The sequence below is a fragment of the Massilia genomosp. 1 genome (genome assembly GCF_011682185.1).
Lineage (GTDB): Bacteria > Pseudomonadota > Gammaproteobacteria > Burkholderiales > Burkholderiaceae_D > Telluria_A > Telluria_A rubra.
Genome location: NZ_WHJF01000059.1, coordinates 1 through 18,580 on the forward strand (window position 1 = coordinate 1; position 18,580 = coordinate 18,580).

The following is an 18,580-nucleotide window of genomic DNA, read 5'->3' on the forward strand; positions in this document are numbered from 1 at the left end:
GATGAATGTTTTAGCGCGAGGACATCGCGTCTTGGCCTGTGGAGAGTCGGCGCAGTCAGGCCGCTCGATGAAGCAGGAACCCACCGAAGCGACCCGTAGATCATCACGCGGCGCCGTAGGAATCCCTTTCCTTTAGGGCGGGGAGGATGTCAACACGATTACCAATTCGAACTATGTGCGCGTGGAAGGCTTTGACGTCGCCAACTTCATCACCGGCGCCTCGGCAACGCCGGTCGGCATCCTGGTCGAAGGCAAGGGATCGAACATTCAGATCGTCAACAACAAGATCCACAACGTCAAGCACACCAGCACCTGCAAGGAGCCCTGCTCGGTCGGCGCGCACGGACTGGCCGTGTTCGGCACGCACGCCAGCGGCATCACCGATCTGCTGGTCCAGGGCAACGAGGTGTACCAGAACGTGCTGCAGGCCAGCGAAGCGCTGGTGATCAACGGTAACGTGGACCGCTTCGAAGTGCTGTCGAACAACGTCCACGACAATAACAACATCGGCTTCGACTTCATCGGTTACGAAGGCGAATGCGGCGGCTGCGGCGACAACGACCGGGTCCGCAACGGCATCGTGCGCGGCAATACGGCCAACAACAATTCGAGCAAGAGCAATCCCTGGTACGCCAAGGTCGGTTCGGCCGGCGGATTTTATGTCGATGGCGGCCGCAACATCATTTTTGACCGGAATATTTCGACGGGCAACGACATCGGCTTCGAGTTCGCCAGCGAGCACAAGGGCAAGGCCACCGAAGATATCCTGATGATGAATAACGTCGTTTTCAACAAGCGCGAAGCGGGCTTGTCGCTGGGAGGCTACTCCTCCTCGGCGGGCGCCTCGCGCCGCATCCAGGTACACAACAATTCCTTTTACAAGAACCAGGGCTGGGGCACCGAACTGCTGTTCCAGTACAAGGTCACCGACAGCCGCTTCAGCAATAACATCTTTTTCGGCGAAAACAGCGCGGGAGAAGCGTACGACATTTCCGGCAGCGGCAACGGCAACAATGTGTGGGGCAAGAATATCTGGTGGGGAACCAGCACGGAAGCGTCTTCGCTGCCCGGCGTCAAGGTCGTTGCCGATCCGAAGTTCGTGGCGCCGGTGACCGGCAACCTCAGGCTCCAGGCCGGCTCGCCCGCCATCAATGCCGGCGCCGTGACAGCGGCCGTGACGACCTGGACCTCGCCGCTGTGGACGCGCTACTTTCCGTCGGGCGTGATTGCGGTCAACGGCGTGGCCGATATCGACGGGCAAGCGCGCAGCGAAGGCGCGATCGACCTGGGCGCGGATGAATTCGGCGCTGCCGCGATTCCGGCCGGGGCGCCGCGCTAAAGCGTGCCGGGGCCATCGCCTGGCGATGGCTTCTTTGCCGCTTACAGCTTGGTGTTACCGCGGTACCAGTCGCTGCCGACCAGGCGCAGGTCGGCCGTTTGCACCGACCCGAGCGCGCCCGAACCGGACCGGCTCTCGTCGATACTCTGGATATTATCGATCGCCACGGTTTCATCGCGGTTATATACCGTGTTATGCAGCAGCACAGTGCCCTTGTTCCAGTCGACGCTGGTCAAGGTGCCCTGCTCGATACGGAAATTGCCCGCTCCGTACGGCAGATAAATCATCAGGTATTTCCCTTTCTGGATCTGCAGCAGCTGGCGCCGGATCTGCTCTTTCCAGCCGTCGAACGGCTGGCCGGCATCGAGATTGGCGCTTTCTTTTTGACTCCACTCGCCGGCCGTCGACAGCATGCCCGCGTATTTGGCGCGGTCGAGCGTGCGCAGCACTTCATCGGCGATGCGGACCTGCTCCGTGTAAGGCAAAAACTGGGGAATCTTGAATTCGTCACGCCACTGCTCGGTGCGCACGATGTAATCGGCGTGCGTGCTAAACGTGGGCAAGACTTCTCCCAGCCGCGTACGCTCCTGTTCGATCCAGATTCCGGCTTCGTCCGCGATCTGCTCGAATTTATCGGTGCCGGCATCGAACAAGACGCGGTCCGCGATCTCCACCTTCAGATCGTAAGGATAATCTTCCGGAATACTGAATTCCATGCACCACTTGGCCGATTGCGCCACAAAATCGGATACCGACAGATCGAACGGATTGATATTCATATACATGCTCTCCAGTGATTGGTGTGAGTGTCATTTCCTACCCTAACCCTGAGTAACGCCGGGCTGATGGATCAGCCTCTTGCCTGCATGACGATATGGCGCGGGTCGCGCTGTCGTGCATTCAATCTTACGCTCCAATTAACAATAATACAAAGGCAATATCGAAATGCATGGCGAGCGGTTACAATCACCCCACCTGCATGGAGAAACCGATGAAAACGACCTGGACGCTGTGCCTGCTGGCCCTGACCCTGACACCCGCGATGGCCACCGAAATCGCCTCGCCGTCCGGCGGATGGAACCGCTCGGGCCTGGTCGACAAGAGCGAGCAAGCCAGCGTGGCCTACCCGAACTCCCCGATCGACCGAGGCGCGCAGAGCAAGCGCAGCATGATCAAGGGCCATATCGCGGCAGCGGCCGGCAAGCGCGCGCCGCACCAGTTGGTGGTCAATGGCAATCCGCTGCGCCTGCTGACCGACGAGCAGGGCCACTACGCGCGCCCCTACCTGTTCGGCGCCGGCTCGAACAGCGTCGAAGTCAAATCGCCGCAAGGCAAGTCGCTGCGGCGCGTGCAGTTTTATGAAACCGACTCGGGCCGCCCCTTGCCCGGCCTGCGCGTGATCTGCGCCTGGGACGACACCGAAGCCGAGATCGACCTGCACATCGTCACGCCGGACGGCCAGCATGCCTACTTCGGCCATCCGGTGCTGACCAATGGCGGCGGCCTGGACGTCGACAGCGTGGACGGCCCCGGTCCCGAGATGTACACCATGACCGCGCCCTTGCGCGGCAACTACCACGTGTACATCAATTACTGGGGCAAGCTGGGCGCGAACGGCTATCACTTCGACGAAACCAAGCGCCAGATGGAGATGATCACCGCGCGCGTGACCTTGGTGTACAACGAAAACACCCCGCGCGAAAAACGCGAAGAATTCGTGCTGCCGATGCGCAGCATTGGCGAGCTGACCCTGGTCAAATCGTTCACCTTCTGACGCCCGGGCGGGCGCCGCGCCCCCCCGTAACCTATACTCGCGGTTTCTTTATTCTGGACAATCATCCATGTGGAAACAGGCGTATCGGCGCTGGTCGGCTGGCTTCGGCGAAGCGGTCGCATGCATCGGGATGGGCTTGCGCGACGCGCGCCACGCCGGCCTGTGGTGGCGCGCAGCGCTGTGGTGCCCGGCGCCGTCCTTGCTGTGTCTCTGGCTGTACTACCACTACCACGATTTTTTCTTCAAGCTGGCCGGGCGGGCCGGCGTGTTCGCCCTGTTCGGCGGGCTGACCCTGCTGGACGGCGGCCTGGGCATGGGGAGCGGCGGGGGTGGCGGGCAAGGCAAGGGCTACGCCAATATCATGGGCGACATCGCGCGTTTCCTGCGCGACCTGGTCAAATTCGTCATGGACCTCGGATTATTCCTGCAGTTTCTCCTTGCCGCACTGGCCATGGCGGGCTTCTTTTATGTGCTGCTGTTCGCCTTCGCCAACCTGAGCACGGTCGCCTTGCCCCTGCGCTGGCTGTTGCTGCGGCGCGCACAGCGGGTCGCCCACACGCGTTATACCGGATGGCAAGCGAGGCCCTTGCCCCCGCTGCCACGCCTGTCCGCATGGCAATGGATGCGCAAGATCCTCACGCTCCTGCTGTCCCTGCTCGTTCCCGTATGGTCGCTGTACGTGGTCTTGCGCTTTGTGCTCGGGTTCAACGTGCGCTTGATGTACTTGCTTGCCGCCGACGGCGTGCTCGACCCGCAACAGCGGCGCGCGCTGATGCATGCCCAAGGCCCCGCCATCACCATGCTGGGCCTGATCCTGTGCGTGCTGATGCTGGTGCCTTTTGTTAACCTGCTGATGCCGGCACTGCTGTGCAGCAGCGTCTGTCACCTGCAGCGGCGCGGGTGGATCGATCCCACCCAAGCGCCGCCGGCGCCACCGCTTACAGCGTGATTTCCGTGCCCAGCAGCACCAGGAATTGGGCCAGCCATTGCGGATGCGCGGGCCACGCCGGCGCCGTGACGAAATTGCCATCCGTCACAGCCTGATCGACCTCGATCTGCGCGTACTCGCCGCCGGCCATGCGCACGTCCGGCGAGCACGCCGGGTAGGCCGAAATGCGCTTGCCGCGAATCACATCGGCGGCGGCCAGCAATTGCGCGCCGTGGCAGACCGCGGCGATCGGCTTGTTCGCTTGCGCGAACTGGCGCACCAGCGCGATGACCCGCTCGTTCAGGCGCAGGTATTCGGGCGCGCGTCCGCCGGCGATCATCAGGGCGTCGTAATTGCCCGCCTCGGCCTCATCGAAACTGGCGTTGAGCGCGAACAGATGGCCCGGTTTTTCGGTGTAGGTCTGGTCGCCTTCGAAATCGTGGATGGCGGTCTTGATCTTGTCGCCGGCCTTCTTGCCCGGACAGACCGCATGCACCGTGTGCCCCACCATCTGCAGCGCCTGGAACGGCACCATGGTTTCGTAATCTTCCGCAAAATCGCCCGTCAGAAACAAAATCTTCTTTCCAGCCATGCTTTTCTCCTTGGTGGGTGGGGTGTAACGAGGTGATGCTTGATTTTCAGATCGTGATTCTCAGATTTTGATTTTCAGATAATACGCCGGAATCGCCCATGACGCGCTTCAGGTACATTGCCACAGGTAGCCGATGGTCCGGCAAGGCTGGCACTGAAAGACATAGCAGATCCCGCCGCTGCCCCACAACCAGGATTCGTCTTCGTCCGTCGTCGGCAATTCCGAGTCGAGCTGCATGGCAAAATGCATGGTCCGGGCGCACGCGGGGCAATCGGGATAATCTGCCGACTGGATCCAGACAGGCGCGCCGCCAAGCCGGTGCAGGTTTCCGCCTCCCCACTGCTGCCAGGTCCAGCGCGCCGGCGTGGGCGCCAGCCGCACCTCGGTCGGGGCCAGCGCCTTGGCGGGAAATTGCGGCGTCACCGCACCGTGGTCGAGCGGACCCGGCAAGCCGTCGTCGCCATGGCGGTAAAACAGCACGTCGCGCTCCCAGCCCAGGCAGGACAGGCATGCTTCCAGCGACAGCGCCCCCGCGCGTGAGGCCGTGGCGCCAAAAATCGCGCTTTCCGGCAGCGTTAGCAGATGATGCAACTGGCCGCCGCACAGCCCGCAGGCGGCGCTGCCGGCGCCGCCGAAGCGATGCAATGGCGCATCGGCGGGCAAGGTCCAGCTGGGGTGCTGCGCGCCCGGCGCAGGATCGGCGCTGCCGTCCCCCAGGTAATTTGCAGGGAAAATCAGGTGTACGCACTGCCGCGAATACAGCGGCAGGCCGGGTCCATCGTGGTCGAGCGCGCGCAGGTAGGCCGCTGGCGGGTATGGCAACGCCAGCGTGGGACAGGCGTTCACCGCGATCGTCATGGCGTCGGGACGACGTGTTTCGAGCAGACAGTCGAATGCCTTGCGCCGCTCTTGCGGGTCGCCCGCTACCAGTTTTTCACTGAGAAAAGCGAGATCCTCGTCCTGCGCGGCGCGCCAGGGCCAGTCCTCCATGGTCCAGCCACGGTGCGGCGCCAGGTCGAACAGGCGCGCGAGATAAGGTTGCAGCGCCGGGGCGATCTGCAAGCTGGCAGCCGCCAGTACCTCGTTGCATATCGCGCGCGCCTCTGGCGACGGCTGCTGTTCCAGCAGGTCCAGGGCGCGCACGGCCAGGCGGGCAAAGGCCGTCGTCGAGATCACGCACAGCACCTCCTCGATCATGTTGCTGGCGCCGCGAGGCAAGCTCAGCAGCTCGTCGCCGGCGAGCGCGTCGATGTCCCCAGGACCTGCATCGCGCAGGAAAACGCGCAACCGCGCATGGCTGGCATGATAATCGCCCGCCCTCAAGACCTGCATCAGGTCGATGGCGCGCAGGGCGCCCGTGCCAGGGTGCGCCGCGTCGGTCATCGTGGTTTTTCCATTCCGATTCTCCAAAAAACAGCTACTTGTGCGACATGCCCGCTGGCGCGATCATACGCGAGCGCCGGTGCAACATGAACCAGGGTGCTACAGTAAAATACAATATTCAGTCAACAGCGAGAATCCCATGACCCATCCAGTGACGTCGCCTGCCAGCGGCACGCTCTCCCCAAGCGAACTCGCGGCGTACGCCGACCGCGTGTGGGATGAAGAAATCGTTCCAGCCCTGGTGCAGTACATCGCCGTGCCCGCCAAAAGCCCCGCTTTCGATGCCAACTGGGAAGCCAACGGCTATCTCGACCGGGTCGTGCGCGATGCCGAGGAGTGGATCAAGAGCAAGAAAATCCCCGGCCTGAAACTCGAAGTGCTGCGTACACCCGGCCGCTCGCCCGTCATCTTCTTCGAAGTGCCGGCCACCAAGGCGGACTCGAACGACACCGTGTTGATCTACGGCCACCTCGACAAGCAGCCCGAATTCGACGGCTGGCGCGGCGACCTGGGGCCCTGGACGCCCAAATACGAAAACGGCAAGCTGTACGGACGCGGCGGGGCCGACGACGGTTACGCGGTGTATGCCTCGCTGACCGCGCTGATGGCGCTCGACCGCCAGAACATTCCGCGTCCGCGCTGCGTGGGCCTGATCGAAACCTGCGAAGAAAGCGGCTCCTACGACCTGCCGCCCTACCTCGACATGCTGGGCCAGCGCCTGGGCCAGGTGTCGCTGGTGGTGTGCCTGGACTCGGGCGCGGGCAACTACGACCAGCTGTGGCTGACCACCTCGCTGCGCGGCATGGTCTCGGGCACCTTGAAGGTCGAAGTGCTGACCGAAGGCATCCACTCGGGTGCGCATTCGGGCGTGGTGCCGTCGAGTTTCCGCATCCTGCGCCACCTGCTCGACCGCCTGGAAGACGCGAAAACCGGGCGCCTGCTGCCTGAAAGTTTCCATTGCGAGATTCCGCACGTGCGCATCGAAGAAGCGAAAGCGACCGCCGCCATCCTCAAGGAAGAAGTCTACAAGCGCATGCCGTGGGCTTGCGGCGCCGACGGCGGCTCGGTGCTGCCGGTGACGACCGACCCGCTCGAAGCGATCCTGAACCGTACATGGCGCCCGACCCTGTCGGTGGTGGGGGCCGAAGGCTTTCCAGAGTTCGCCAACGCCGGCAACGTGCTGCGACCCTACTCCGCGTTCAAGCTGTCGCTGCGCATCCCGCCGCTGCTCGACGGCAATGCCGCCGCGCTGCAACTGAAAGCATTGTTGGAAGATAACGCGCCCTACAATGCGCGCGTGAGCTTCGTGCCCGACGGCACGCCGGGTTCGTACGGGGCCAGCGGCTGGAATACGCCGGAACTGAGCCCGTGGCTGTCGACCGCCGTCAACGCCGCCAGCGAAAGCCATTTCGGCACGCCGGTCGGCTACCTGGGCGAAGGCGGCACCATTCCGCTGATGGGTTTGCTGCAAAAGAGCTTCCCGAAAGCGCAGATGATGGTCTGCGGCGTGCTCGGTCCGAAGAGCAATGCGCACGGTCCGAACGAGTTCCTGCATGTGCCGTACGGTAAGCGCCTGACGGCGGCGGTGGCGCAAGTGATCGCGGCGCACCCATAAAGCCGGTGGCGCGCCGGCGCTGCGCCGGCGCGTCTTGTGTCCAATGACGAACAAGGATTTTCTATGCCATCCGACCACCATTTGCCGCTTGCGCAATTGAACGACCTCGATGACAGCTGGACCCTTGCCGAAGGAAGCCACGGCGACGGTCCGATGCTGGTGCGGATCAACAACTCGGCCAGGCGCTGGGCCGGACACCCGGAACTTGGCATCCGCGTCGGATTTGCGATTGCCTTGAACCATCCGAACCCGGGCGGCTTGCCGGATGCGGAAGAAAACCGGATCATCAGCGAGCTGGAAGACCGGATCCGCGAACGGCTCCAGGCCGGCGGGCCGGTGGTGCATGCGCTGGCGATCACCACCGGCACGTTCAAGGAATTCGTGTTCTACCTCAAGAACGGCGAGTGCATCGGTCCGGTTCACGAGCAGTTGCGCGCCGAGGTGAGCTCGCACCAGATCCAGTGCATGGCCTATCTCGATCCGCAGTGGGACGTGTACGCGTCCTTTGCGACCGGGTAGGCGCCGGCCAGGCCGCTCAGTGCATGGGCGTCGCGCCGCCCTCTTTGCCGATGGCGCCGCGCCAGGCGCCGGTTTCGCTGCCGCGCTTCTCCAGCAAGTTCTTGAAGCGCTGCAGGTTCGCGCGTGCCTGCATGCGCACGGCGCCGGCCATGTCGCCCACGGACCGCGACCGCCACCAAGCCGAGAATACGGTTCAACATGGTTTCCTCCCGGTTGTCGATGAAGATGAAAGGGCGCAAGCGCCGCGCCATGCCGATGCGCCGGCCTTGCCAGACCTTTCATGTTAGACGGGCTGCTTGCGCGCTTGAAAAGGCCTTATCGCAGAACCGCTGCAGGAATGCTCCTTTCATCACCGGCTCACCGTTGTCGGCCCAGGCCATATCGGCGCTCATTTTCTCCTCATGACGGTTCTCCTTGTTCGCGTTGAGGAATGGCGCCGGAAAAATCTTGCGCCTGCGGCATCGCTTGATTGCTCAACGCGCCAGCCTCGGTGCGGCTGACCGCGATCAGGCCCACGGCAACGTCGGCCGGGAACAGGCCGATCGCGCGCCGCAGCGCGTCGCCGACTGCGGTACCGGCGGCGATCCAGTGGTAGACCGTGCTGGCCAGCATGTGCCGCATGATGTGTTCACCGATGCCGGTGGCCGCCACCGCCCCGTGCGGGCCGGCGTAGAAGCCGCTGCCGACGATGGGCGTGTCGCCCACGCGCCCGAGCAGCGACGGCGCCGAGCCGCCGGTGGAACCGGCCACGGCGAAGTGGCCATCCTGGTCGCGCACCACCGCGCCGACCGTGTCGCAGCCGGTCTTGCCGGCAAAGGCCGGGGAACAGGCGTAGTTCCAGAAGGTGGCGAAAGCACGGTTGTCGACGCCCGGCATGACCTGGGCCTCGCCGGCGAGCCGGTCGAGCATTTTTTTGTGCTTGCGCCGCGCCTGCTCGCTGACCTCGCGATACGGTGCGTGGCCCATGGCGTGCGCGCCACGTCGCGCGTGTCCATCACGCAGGCATCCATTTCGATGGTGGCGCCGTCCAGGCCGAGCACGGCGCCGGTGCCGGCATTGAAGCGGCCGTCGTTTTCCATCGACAAAACGGCGGCGATGGCGGCGTCGAGCGCATCGCCCTCTTGCGCGAGTTGTTCGCGCGCGGCGTGCGCGGCCTGGACGCAGCCGTCGTCGAGCTCGCGTCCGGCGCCAGCCCCACCGTGGACCACGATGGCGCTGCCGGGGTGATGTGCATTCATGGCGTCCTTGCTCATTCGTTGATGGTCATCTGTTGAACATTATGCAAATGACAAACGGCTGAGCGAAGTGGACAATGACGCGTGTACGTGTAAGCGCTTTCCCACAGGGTATCTGGCAAGCACGCGCTTGCGCCCTCCCGCTGCGCTTGCGGCGCGTACTGGGCCCGCTCAGGCGGGATGGTCGCGGTCGGCGTCGATGCGCAGGCGGGTATCGGCCAGGTATTCGTGCGGCGGAATGTCCAGGTTGCTGGGGGCCGGCACGTTCTTGAACACACGCCCGGCGAGATCGAATCGCGAGCCGTGGCAGGGACAGTAAAAGCCGCCGTTCCAGTCGCCGCCCAGGTCGGCGGGCGCGACATCGGGACGATACACGGGCACGCAGCCGAGATGGGTGCAGATGCCGGTCGCCACCAGGAACGCGGGGCGGAGCGAGCGGGTGGCGTTGCGCGCGTACGCCGGCTGCTGGTCCTGCCGCGAGCGCGGATCGGCCAGGCGCGCATCATCCGCGCGCAGCTGGGCGATCATGCGCTCGGTCCGGTGCAGTATCCACACCGGCCGGCCGGGCCACTCGCTTGTGAGCAAGGCGCCGGGCACGATCTGGGCGATGTTCTGCGTCAACCGGGCTTGCGTCACCAGTACGCGCTGCTTTTGCTCAGCCGCGTCCGCAGTGCGCTTGCCGACTTGCGCTTGCACCGACTGGCTTGCCGGTGCCTGGTTGGCGGCGTAAATATGGAAAGGAATTCACAGCCAGGCGACCAGCGTTGAAACACGCAGGGCAGTACGGTTGTGCAAGTTCATTCTGTTCTCCTGTTCCTGGATCGTGAGTGGAGCGCTGGTTTGCCGCTCCTGAATGATTTGGACCGCGAGGGCGTCCGGCGGTTCCCGCGACGCACGATGTTTTTTTGGCAAATGGGTGTGTAAAATGGTGGCGGCGTTCGCACGGCAACCCTATCGATCAAGGCAGACAATGAAGCGTTTCGAGTTCACCGACGGCAGCTCCGGCAAGTTTGGGGAAATCGAACACGATGGTTGCGACCTGCACGTTCGTTACGGCAAACTCGGCACCACCGGGCAAGCCCAAACGACGACCCACGCCGATGCCGCCAGGGCTGGCGCCTCCATGGAGAAGCTGGTCCGCGAAAAAACCGGCAAAGGGTACGTCGAGACCGGCGCCGGAACGCCTCGCGCCACGGCGCCGCAGCCGGCCTGCGCGGCGCCCGCGCCCGCGCCCGCGCTCGCGAGCGGCGGCGCGCCCTGGCTGGCGGCAGGCCCGGTGGTCGATCTGGCGCCCGGACTGCTCGGCCCCGCCCTGCCCTCGCGTCGCTTTCCGGCCCCCCGCCCGCTGGACGCGGACGCCAGCTGGCGCGCGTTTCTCGCCATTGCCAACAAGCGCTTCGTGATCGCCCCGGACGCCTCGCATGCGGACGACCGCAACGCGGCCACCGAAGCGGCCGCGCGCCTGAGCGAGGGCGCCAGCGACGGCTCGTTCGCATCCGATGTGGTGCTGATGGCGCTCGACGCCTACCTGCACCAGCACCAGCAACGCGACCAGGCGAACGGGCAATTCCTCGATTTCCTGGTGGCGCGCAAAGGCTTGCCCTACGCCGTGGAGGTGTTCCTCCAGGCCGAAGGCAGCAGTTGCGACCATGCGGCCGGATGGGAGGCGCCCAAGTGGCCGGTGATGTTCGCACGCGACCAAGGCAGGCCATTCGCCACCAGCGAAGAACAGATCGACAACGCGCCCGAACTGGCGCTGCGCGCCCATCTGGCCGCCGCCGCGCCGCAGTCCTGGGAGCAGTGCGTCGCCAGCATTCGCGCCGCCCTGCCGCGCATCGCCCCGCAACGCCGGCCCTGGTACGCCATCATGCTGCCGGAGCTGCCCGACATCGCCAACGACCTGGCACTGACGCTTGATCATGCGCAGGCTCCGGACTCGCGCAACTGGCTGCTGCTGGCGGCCACGTCGCCGGCCGCCATCGCCGCGCTGCGCCTGGACAGCGCGCGCCACGGCACGCCACGGCTGTTCAGGAAGCACGCCATGATCGCCACCCTGGTACAGGAACGCGGGGCGGACGCGGTCGCGGCGCTGGAATCGGGCCTGGAGTACCCGATCGTCGGCGAGGTGCTGACGCATATCGGCACCCCGGCCGCATTGATCATGCTGGCGCGCGACGCCAGGGACGACAAGGCAAAGCTGGTGCGCTTCTTCGGCCTGACCCGGCGCTGGCCGCTGGCCGCCATCGCCGCCCTGGCCGAACTGCTGGCCGCCGAGCGCGGCGCGGCCGCCACCTTCGGCTTCGCCCTGAACAACCTGGTGCGCGTACACGCGGCGGCGGTCCCGGCGATCATCGCCGCCATCGCGCCGGAGGGCGCCAGCCTGCTGGCCGGACTGCAGCGGGAGTTGAGCGTGCCGGCCGACCTGGCCGATTGCGCCGACCTGCCGCCGGTGCTGGTCAATCCACCGTGGCTGGCGGCGGCCAGGCCGGCGCACGCGGTGCTGACGCTCAAACCGCTGGCGCTGCCCGAACGCGAACAATGGGAACCGGGCAGCCGCGCAGCGTGGCTCGCGCTCGACGACGACGTCGCCAAACAGCGCGACGCGGCCGGCAGCGATCCGCTGGCGCTGGCGTGGCTGGCCGGGTTTCGCGACAGTCCGCAACGCGAACAGATTGCCGCCTTGATCGGCGGCGCCGATAGCGAGCGCCTGATCGCGCTGGCGCGGGAGCACCGCAGCATCCCCACCCGTTACATGCTCGATGGGCGCGGCATCGCCAACCTGCCCGCGCCGCTCGGCCTGGCCCTGTGGAACGCGCTCGGGTGCGACGACGTGAGCAATCCGGGGTACGCCGTGGCGCGTTTCGGCCTGGACGCCCTGCCCTCGGTGCTGACGCTGTGCCGCGACTCGCCGGACGGCGGCCAGTGGCTTGCGCTGCCCTTCGGCGCGGTGGCGCTGGCGCAACCGATGGCGCGCAGCTTCGCCACCAAAAAAGCGGCGCGCGACGAGGCCCGCGCGTGGCTGCTGGCGCACCCGGAGCACGCCGCCTGCGGCCTGATCGCCGTGGCGGTCGGTAAAACCTGCCCGGCGCGCGTACACGCCATCGTCGCGCTGCGCATGCTCGCCCACGAAGGCCAGCGCGCACTGCTGCTCGATGTCGCCGCGCGCTACCCGCAAGCGGAAGTGGCGGCGGCGCTGGCCGACCTGCTCGACCCGTACCAGCTGTTCCCGGCCAAACAAGGCGCCTTCCCCGCCTTCTGGCAGCCGGGCGGATGGAGCCGGCCACTGCTGGCGCACAATGGAAAAGCACTGCCCGACAGCGCCATCGAACAACTCGGTTGCATGCTGCGCTTTCCCACCGACGACGGTGTATACGCCGGCATCGCCGACGTCATGCGCGCCTGCACGGCCGAGTCGCTGGCCGACTTCGCATGGGAGCTATTCCTGGCGTGGGTCGGCGCCGGCGGTCCGCCCAAGGAGGGCTGGGGCATGGGCGCGCTCGGCCTGATCGGCAATGACGACAGTGCCCGCAAGCTCACTGCCTGCGTGCGCAGCTGGCCCGGAGAGAGTCAGCACCAGCGCGCCGTGGCGGGGCTGGACGTGCTGGCCGCCATCGGCAGCGACACCGCGCTGATGCTCTTGAACGGCATCGCGCAGAAGCTCAAGTTCAAGGCTTTGCAGGATCGCGCGCGTGAAAAAATCGCGCAGATCGCCGACGCGCGCGGCCTCGGCGTGGAAGAACTGGAAGACCGCCTCGCGCCCGACCTGGGCCTGGGCGAGGACGGCACCTTGCTGCTCGACTTCGGACCGCGCCAGTTCCGCGTCGGCTTCGACGAGACGCTCATGCCGTTCGTGCGCGACGGCGCCAAGCTGCGCCTGGCGGACCTGCCCAAGCCGAACAAGGCCGACGACAAGGCACTGTCGGCGGCGGCGGTGGAGCGCTTCAAGGCGCTCAAGAAGGATGCGCGCACCATCGCCGCGCAGCAGGTGCGCCGGCTGGAAGCGGCCATGTGTACGCAGCGCCGCTGGAGCGCGCAGGTATTCCGCCAGTGCCTGGCCGGGCATCGGCTGGTGCGCCATCTGGTGCAGCGGCTGGTGTGGAGCGTACATGGGGGCGACGCGAACCTGCTGGCGTGCTTCCGGGTCGCTGCCGACGGCAGTTTTACCGATAGCGCCGACGCGCCGTTCGCGCTGCCCGAAGGCGATGACGTGCGCATCGGCATTGCGCATGCGCTGGACTTGCCGGCGGCGGATGCGGCGGCGTTCGGTCAGTTGTTCGCCGACTATGAACTGTTGCAGCCGTTCGCCCAGATCGGGCGCGACGTGCATACGGCCAGCGCCGCCGAACTGGCGGCCGGCAGCTTCGAGCGCTGGGTTGGCGTGGTGGTGGCGAGCGGCCGCGTTCTCGGGCTGGAAAACCAGGGCTGGCGGCGCGGCCGCGCCTGGGACGGCGGCGCGATCTGGAATGTCAACAAGCCGCTCGGCGGGGGACGCGCGGCGCAGCTGGATCTGACTCCGGGGCTGATGGCGAATAATCCGGGTGAATTTCCCGAGCAGACGCTGGGCAAGCTGATTGTGGGGGTGACGGACCGGCACGGTGAAGTGCCGGTCGTGGCCAGTCTGGCCACGCTCGACGCCATCGTTCTCAGTGAACTGATACGGGATATGGAAAGGCTGCGCTCCTGACAGGGGACGGTATTGAGGAGACGGCGCTAAGAGCAGCTACGCCGTACTCACCAAGCAGCCATCGGAAATCAGTCTTTGTATGATCTCCGCCTGATGCATATCGCGGCGGCGTTTAGCCGCATCGCGCCTTTCTGCAACCCGCGCCCCCGGCGCGGCTGCACTAAACGAACGGGCGCGTGTGAATGGCCCAACGAAAAAAGCTCCCTCGCGGGAGCTTTTTCTTGTTCTGGCGGAGATGGTGAGATTCGAACTCACGATACAGGTTACCCCATATGCGTCCTTAGCAGGGACGTGCCTTCGGCCACTCGGCCACATCTCCATTCTGGCCTACACAGTATTGCCAAGCCAGAAGACCAAGATCATACCGGATTCCCGCCGCGCCGAACAGGGCCGAAACGCCCCCCGCAGCGAAAAATTTACCATTTTCCCGCTGCAAACCGGGCAACAAATGCAAAAAACCCGCAGGCTCATGACGAGCGCTGCGGGTTTCTTGACAGTCCAGGCACAAGCTGGACAGGATTCTGGCGGAGATGGTGAGATTCGAACTCACGATACAGGTTACCCCATATGCGTCCTTAGCAGGGACGTGCCTTCGGCCACTCGGCCACATCTCCATTCCGCCCAGTAGTTTCACCAGATCAGAAGACCAAGATCATACCGGCTGGGCGTGGATTTTGCAATGATCCGCATCCATTTTTTGGAAATATTATGCTTTTTCCAAATCGAAGGCCTTGTGCAGGGCGCGCACGGCCAGTTCCATGTACTTTTCATCGATCAGCACCGAGATCTTGATCTCCGACGTCGAGATCATCAGGATGTTGATGCCCTCTTCCGCCAGGGTGCGGAACATCTGCGAGGCCACGCCGACGTGGCTGCGCATGCCCACGCCCACCACCGACACTTTCGACACCTTGGCGTCGCCCGAAATGCTGGCCGCGCCGATGTCGTTCTTGACGCCCTCTAACACGCCCATCGCCTTCACATACTCGCCGCGCGAGACCGTGAAGGTGAAGTCGGTCTTGCCTTCGACCGACTGGTTCTGAATGATCATGTCGACTTCGATGTTGGCGTCGGCCACCGGCCCCAGGATGTGGTAGGCGATGCCCGGCTTGTCCGCCACGCCGAGGATGGTGATTTTGGCCTCATCGCGGTTGAATGCGATGCCGGAGATGACAGCTTGTTCCATATTTGTATCTTCCTCAAACGAAATCAGGGTACCCGAGCTGGCTTCTTCTTCGAGCGGCATCAGGGGATCGGTCAGCGACGACAGGACGCGGGTTGGCACGCGGTAGTTGCCGGCGAATTCCACGGAGCGGCTTTGCAGCACTTTGGAGCCCATCGAAGCGAGCTCCAGCATTTCTTCAAAGGTAATGGTCTTGAGGCGGCGCGCCTCCGACACCACGCGCGGATCGGTCGTGTACACGCCGTCAACGTCGGTGTAAATCAGGCATTCCTGCGCCTTCACCGCCGCTGCGATGGCCACCGCCGAGGTATCCGAACCGCCGCGACCCAGGGTGGCGATGTTGCCGTTCGCATCCACGCCCTGGAAACCGGTAATGATCACGATCTTGCCGGCATCCAGGTCGGCCTTGACCTTGGCGTCGTCGATCGATTCGATGCGCGCCTTGGTAAACGACGAGTCGGTCTTGATCGCGACTTGCCAGCCGGCGTACGAGACCGCCGGTTTACCGATCGCCAGCAGCGCCATCGCCAGCAAGCCAACGGAAACCTGTTCACCGGTGGAGGCAATCATGTCCAGTTCGCGCGGATCAGGCTGTTCCATCAGTTGTTTGGCCAAGCCAATCAGGCGATTGGTTTCGCCCGACATTGCCGATGGTACAACAATGATCTGGTGCCCCGCGTCATGCCACTTGGCGACGCGTGCCGCGACGTTCTTGATGCGGTCGGTCGAGCCCATCGACGTTCCGCCATATTTGTGGACGATTAAAGCCATAAGAGTGAAGTTTCCGCTCGGTTAATGAAAAAGGAGGGCTTTACTCTACATGCTGCGATGCAAAAAAACAAGGCAGTCTGTGGACAAATTTATACGTTATTGGTATATAGAAATAACGTTTTTGCATAGTCAACAGGCATTGCGGGCTTCCCAGCGCAGGCTGACCAAGGGGCCGGAAACGTCCCCGAAGTGATGGCAATCCATGCCGATGCCGGCGGCAAACAGCAAATCCTTGCCGCTGCTGACCACCGGCAGGCGCTCGCGCTCCCAGGCGGGGACATTGCAGGCCTGGTAGTGGTATTTGAGCGGGCGCGTGGGGCGATTCGCCGCCGGTTTCAGGCGCTCGCCGCCCTTGCGGAAGTCGATCTGCAAGGCTTGCGCGCGCAGCCAGGCGCTGTCGAAGCCCTGCCCGGCCGCGTCGAAATGCAGCACGCCGCCGTAGGCCGGGAAGGCCATGCTCGCTTCGCCGTTCCAGGTGAAGCGCTCGCCTTCCTTGACGAAAAGTCCCGCGTCGTCCGGATCGCGCTGGCCGGCCAGGTCGGCCAGCTTGGGCGTGATGTACAGCCGGTCGCGGTGGCGCCGGATGTGGCAGTCGGGATGCGTCACCAGCAGTTGCGCGTCATGCCGCGCTTCGACCAGCTGGGTCACCATTTCGGTCAGCCAGGCGGTCGAGGGCATGCGCAGCGAACGCAGGCCGAACCAGTAGCGCAGCATGTTGTAGGCGCGGTCCAGGCTCATCGAACGCAGTTTGGCCACGTCGATGCACTCCTCGACCAGGCAGCCGGCCAGGTCTTGCACGGCCAGCTCATTCAACAGGCGCTGGGCCGACTGTGCGTGCGCGGCGCTGCGGGCAAAGCGTTCCTGGTAACCGGGAAAGGCCGCCGCCAGCGCCGGCATCACCTGGTGGCGCAGGGCGTTGCGGGCATAGCGCGGGTGGGTGTTCGATTCGTCTTCGACCCAGGCCAGCGCGAATGCGGCGACGTAGGCTTCGAGCTGCTGGCGCGACACCGGCAGCAAGGGACGCGCCATCACCAGGTCGGGATTGCCGAGCAGTTCGGGCGCGGCGTTGGCCGCATCCATGCCCGACAGGCCGGCCGTGCCGGAGCCGCGCAGCAATTGCAAGAGCACGGTTTCGGCCTGGTCGTCGAGGTGGTGGGCGGTCAGCATCAGGCGCACGCCGTGCTCGCGGCACAGCTCGCCCAAGGCCGCGTAACGCAGCTTGCGGGCGGCCGCTTCGACACCGGACTTGGATTTTTCCAGCACCACGCGGCGCGCGGCGAACCTCACGCCCAGGCCAGCACAGCGCGCTTCGCAATGCGCCAGCCAGGCATCGGCGTTGGGGCTGATGCCGTGGTGGACGTGGAAGGCAAACAGGGGAACATCGCTGGCGGCGGCGTACTGCGTCGCCAGGTGCAGCAGGGCCGAGGAATCGAGCCCGCCGCTGTAGGCGATCGCCACCGAGGGCGAAGCGCCTTGTGCCCGCAACGCGTCAAGCGCCTGCGCAAACTGCGCTGCAAGCGCTGCGTTGCTGGTCTGCTTCACTCTTCGGCCGGCGTCGTTTCTTTGAATTTGCCGTAGCTCATCAACTTGTTGTGACGCGCTTCGAGCAAGTCCCTGGTTTTCATGCCCTGGAACTGGCGCAAGGTGTCGGCCAGCGCGCGCTTGAGCATGACGGCCATGTTCTTCGGATCGCGGTGGGCGCCGCCGAGCGGCTCGTTGATGATCTTGTCGATCAGGCCCATGGCTTTGAGGCGGTGCGCGGTCAGGCCCAGCGCGTCGGCGGCGTCGGCGGCGCGCTCGGAGGTTTTCCAGAGGATCGAGGCGCAGCCTTCGGGCGAAATGACCGAGTAGGTAGCGTACTGGAGCATGAGAACCGCATCCCCCACGGCGATCGCCAGCGCGCCGCCGGAGCCGCCTTCGCCGATGATGGTGGCGATCAGCGGCACTTTCAGTTCGGCCATGACATACAGGTTGTGGCCGATCGCTTCGGACTGGCCGCGCTCTTCGGCGTCGATGCCGGGAAAGGCGCCGGGCGTGTCGACGAAGGTGAAGATCGGCAGGCCGAATTTTTCGGCCAGTTTCATCAGGCGCATGGCCTTGCGGTAGCCTTCCGGCTTGGGCATGCCGAAGTTGCGCAGGGCGCGCTCCTTGGTGTCGCGCCCCTTCTGGTGGCCGATCACCATGCAGGCCTGGCCGTTAAAGCGCGCCAGGCCGCCGACGATCGACAGGTCGTCCGCGTAGGAGCGGTCGCCGTGCAGTTCGTGGAAGTCGGTAAAGATTTCGTTCACGTAGTCCATGGTGTACGGACGTTGTGGATGGCGTGCAATCTGCGACACCTGCCACGGCGTGAGCTTGGCGTAAATATCTTTGGTCAGTTGCTGGCTCTTCTTGGCCAGGCGGTCGATTTCTTCGGAGATGTCGACAGCCGAATCGTCCTGGACGAAGCGCAGCTCTTCAATTTTGGAATCGAGCTCTGCAATTGGCTGCTCAAAATTGAGGAAAGTTGTTTTAATCATTGTACCTCCGGGTAAATTCTGGCCGCAGCATACCCCACCGC

14 protein-coding genes, 2 tRNA genes and 1 pseudogene are annotated in these 18,580 nt (G+C 64.7%); 6 read left to right on the forward strand and 11 right to left on the reverse strand.

Features of this window, described 5'->3' with window-relative positions; all coding sequences use genetic code 11:
- The first annotated feature begins 181 nt into the window (after positions 1–181).
- Positions 182–1,339 carry a hypothetical protein gene (locus F1735_RS20455; protein WP_167238664.1) on the forward strand — a complete coding sequence of 386 codons (1,158 nt, stop codon included), beginning with the start codon at positions 182–184 and terminating at the stop codon, positions 1,337–1,339.
- Positions 1,340–1,380: 41 nt separating this feature from the next.
- Here F1735_RS20455 and F1735_RS20460 read toward each other — a convergent pair whose 3' ends face one another.
- Positions 1,381–2,118 carry a hypothetical protein gene (locus F1735_RS20460; RefSeq protein ID WP_167238665.1) on the reverse strand — a complete coding sequence of 246 codons (738 nt, stop codon included), beginning with the start codon at positions 2,116–2,118 and terminating at the stop codon, positions 1,381–1,383.
- Between the two features lie 212 nt (positions 2,119–2,330).
- Here F1735_RS20460 and F1735_RS20465 point away from each other — a divergent pair, with 212 nt between their 5' ends.
- Positions 2,331–3,113 carry a YfaP family protein gene (locus F1735_RS20465; protein WP_167238666.1) on the forward strand — a complete coding sequence of 261 codons (783 nt, stop codon included), beginning with the start codon at positions 2,331–2,333 and terminating at the stop codon, positions 3,111–3,113.
- Between the two features lie 67 nt (positions 3,114–3,180).
- Positions 3,181–4,062 carry a hypothetical protein gene (locus tag F1735_RS20470; RefSeq protein WP_167238667.1) on the forward strand — a complete coding sequence of 294 codons (882 nt, stop codon included), beginning with the start codon at positions 3,181–3,183 and terminating at the stop codon, positions 4,060–4,062.
- Here F1735_RS20470 and F1735_RS20475 read toward each other — a convergent pair.
- On the reverse strand, positions 4,052–4,633 hold the full coding sequence (locus F1735_RS20475; protein WP_167238668.1) for a DJ-1/PfpI family protein: 582 nt from the start codon (positions 4,631–4,633) through the stop codon (positions 4,052–4,054). The two genes, F1735_RS20470 and F1735_RS20475, sit on opposite strands and share 11 nt — an antisense overlap.
- A gap of 108 nt (positions 4,634–4,741) precedes the next feature.
- On the reverse strand, positions 4,742–6,016 hold the full coding sequence (locus F1735_RS20480) for a DUF1963 domain-containing protein (RefSeq protein ID WP_167238669.1): 1,275 nt from the start codon (positions 6,014–6,016) through the stop codon (positions 4,742–4,744).
- Positions 6,017–6,155: 139 nt separating this feature from the next.
- Between F1735_RS20480 and F1735_RS20485 the strand changes: the two genes are divergently transcribed.
- Positions 6,156–7,631, forward strand: coding sequence for a M20 family metallopeptidase (locus F1735_RS20485; protein ID WP_167238670.1), 1,476 nt, complete (start codon positions 6,156–6,158; stop codon positions 7,629–7,631).
- Between the two features lie 63 nt (positions 7,632–7,694).
- Positions 7,695–8,150, forward strand: coding sequence for a DUF695 domain-containing protein (locus F1735_RS20490; protein WP_167238671.1), 456 nt, complete (start codon positions 7,695–7,697; stop codon positions 8,148–8,150).
- A gap of 16 nt (positions 8,151–8,166) precedes the next feature.
- Here F1735_RS20490 and F1735_RS37460 read toward each other — a convergent pair whose 3' ends face one another.
- The 3 genes and pseudogenes from F1735_RS37460 to petA form a co-directional block, all read right to left on the reverse strand.
- Positions 8,167–8,301, reverse strand: coding sequence for a hypothetical protein (locus F1735_RS37460; RefSeq protein ID WP_267876681.1), 135 nt, complete (start codon positions 8,299–8,301; stop codon positions 8,167–8,169).
- A gap of 248 nt (positions 8,302–8,549) precedes the next feature.
- Positions 8,550–9,403, reverse strand: a pseudogene (locus F1735_RS20495) (isoaspartyl peptidase/L-asparaginase).
- A gap of 153 nt (positions 9,404–9,556) precedes the next feature.
- The gene (gene petA, locus F1735_RS20500; protein ID WP_373888557.1) at positions 9,557–10,081 is read right to left on the reverse strand and encodes a ubiquinol-cytochrome c reductase iron-sulfur subunit; all 525 of its coding nucleotides are present in this window, start codon (positions 10,079–10,081) and stop codon (positions 9,557–9,559) included.
- Between the two features lie 274 nt (positions 10,082–10,355).
- On the opposite strand from petA, the gene F1735_RS20505 reads away from it, so the two are divergent.
- Entirely contained in the window at positions 10,356–14,069 is a 3,714-nt protein-coding gene (locus F1735_RS20505) for a DUF4132 domain-containing protein (RefSeq protein ID WP_167238672.1), read from the forward strand.
- A gap of 227 nt (positions 14,070–14,296) precedes the next feature.
- Here the strand turns inward: F1735_RS20505 and F1735_RS20510 are convergent.
- The 5 genes from F1735_RS20510 to F1735_RS20530 all read right to left on the reverse strand — a co-directional run bounded on the left by F1735_RS20510 (position 14,297) and on the right by F1735_RS20530 (position 18,539).
- Positions 14,297–14,388, reverse strand: a tRNA-Ser gene (locus F1735_RS20510).
- A gap of 203 nt (positions 14,389–14,591) precedes the next feature.
- Positions 14,592–14,683 (reverse strand) — tRNA-Ser (locus F1735_RS20515).
- A gap of 92 nt (positions 14,684–14,775) precedes the next feature.
- Positions 14,776–16,023, reverse strand: a complete 1,248-nt coding sequence (locus F1735_RS20520) for an aspartate kinase (RefSeq protein WP_167238673.1) — start codon at positions 16,021–16,023, stop codon at positions 14,776–14,778.
- A 129-nt stretch (positions 16,024–16,152) separates the two neighbouring features.
- Positions 16,153–17,565, reverse strand: coding sequence for a tRNA lysidine(34) synthetase TilS (gene tilS, locus F1735_RS20525; RefSeq protein ID WP_167238674.1), 1,413 nt, complete (start codon positions 17,563–17,565; stop codon positions 16,153–16,155).
- Positions 17,562–18,539, reverse strand: coding sequence for an acetyl-CoA carboxylase carboxyltransferase subunit alpha (locus F1735_RS20530; RefSeq protein WP_166898635.1), 978 nt, complete (start codon positions 18,537–18,539; stop codon positions 17,562–17,564). The genes tilS and F1735_RS20530 overlap by 4 nt, the downstream gene beginning before the upstream one ends.
- Positions 18,540–18,580 lie beyond the last annotated feature (41 nt).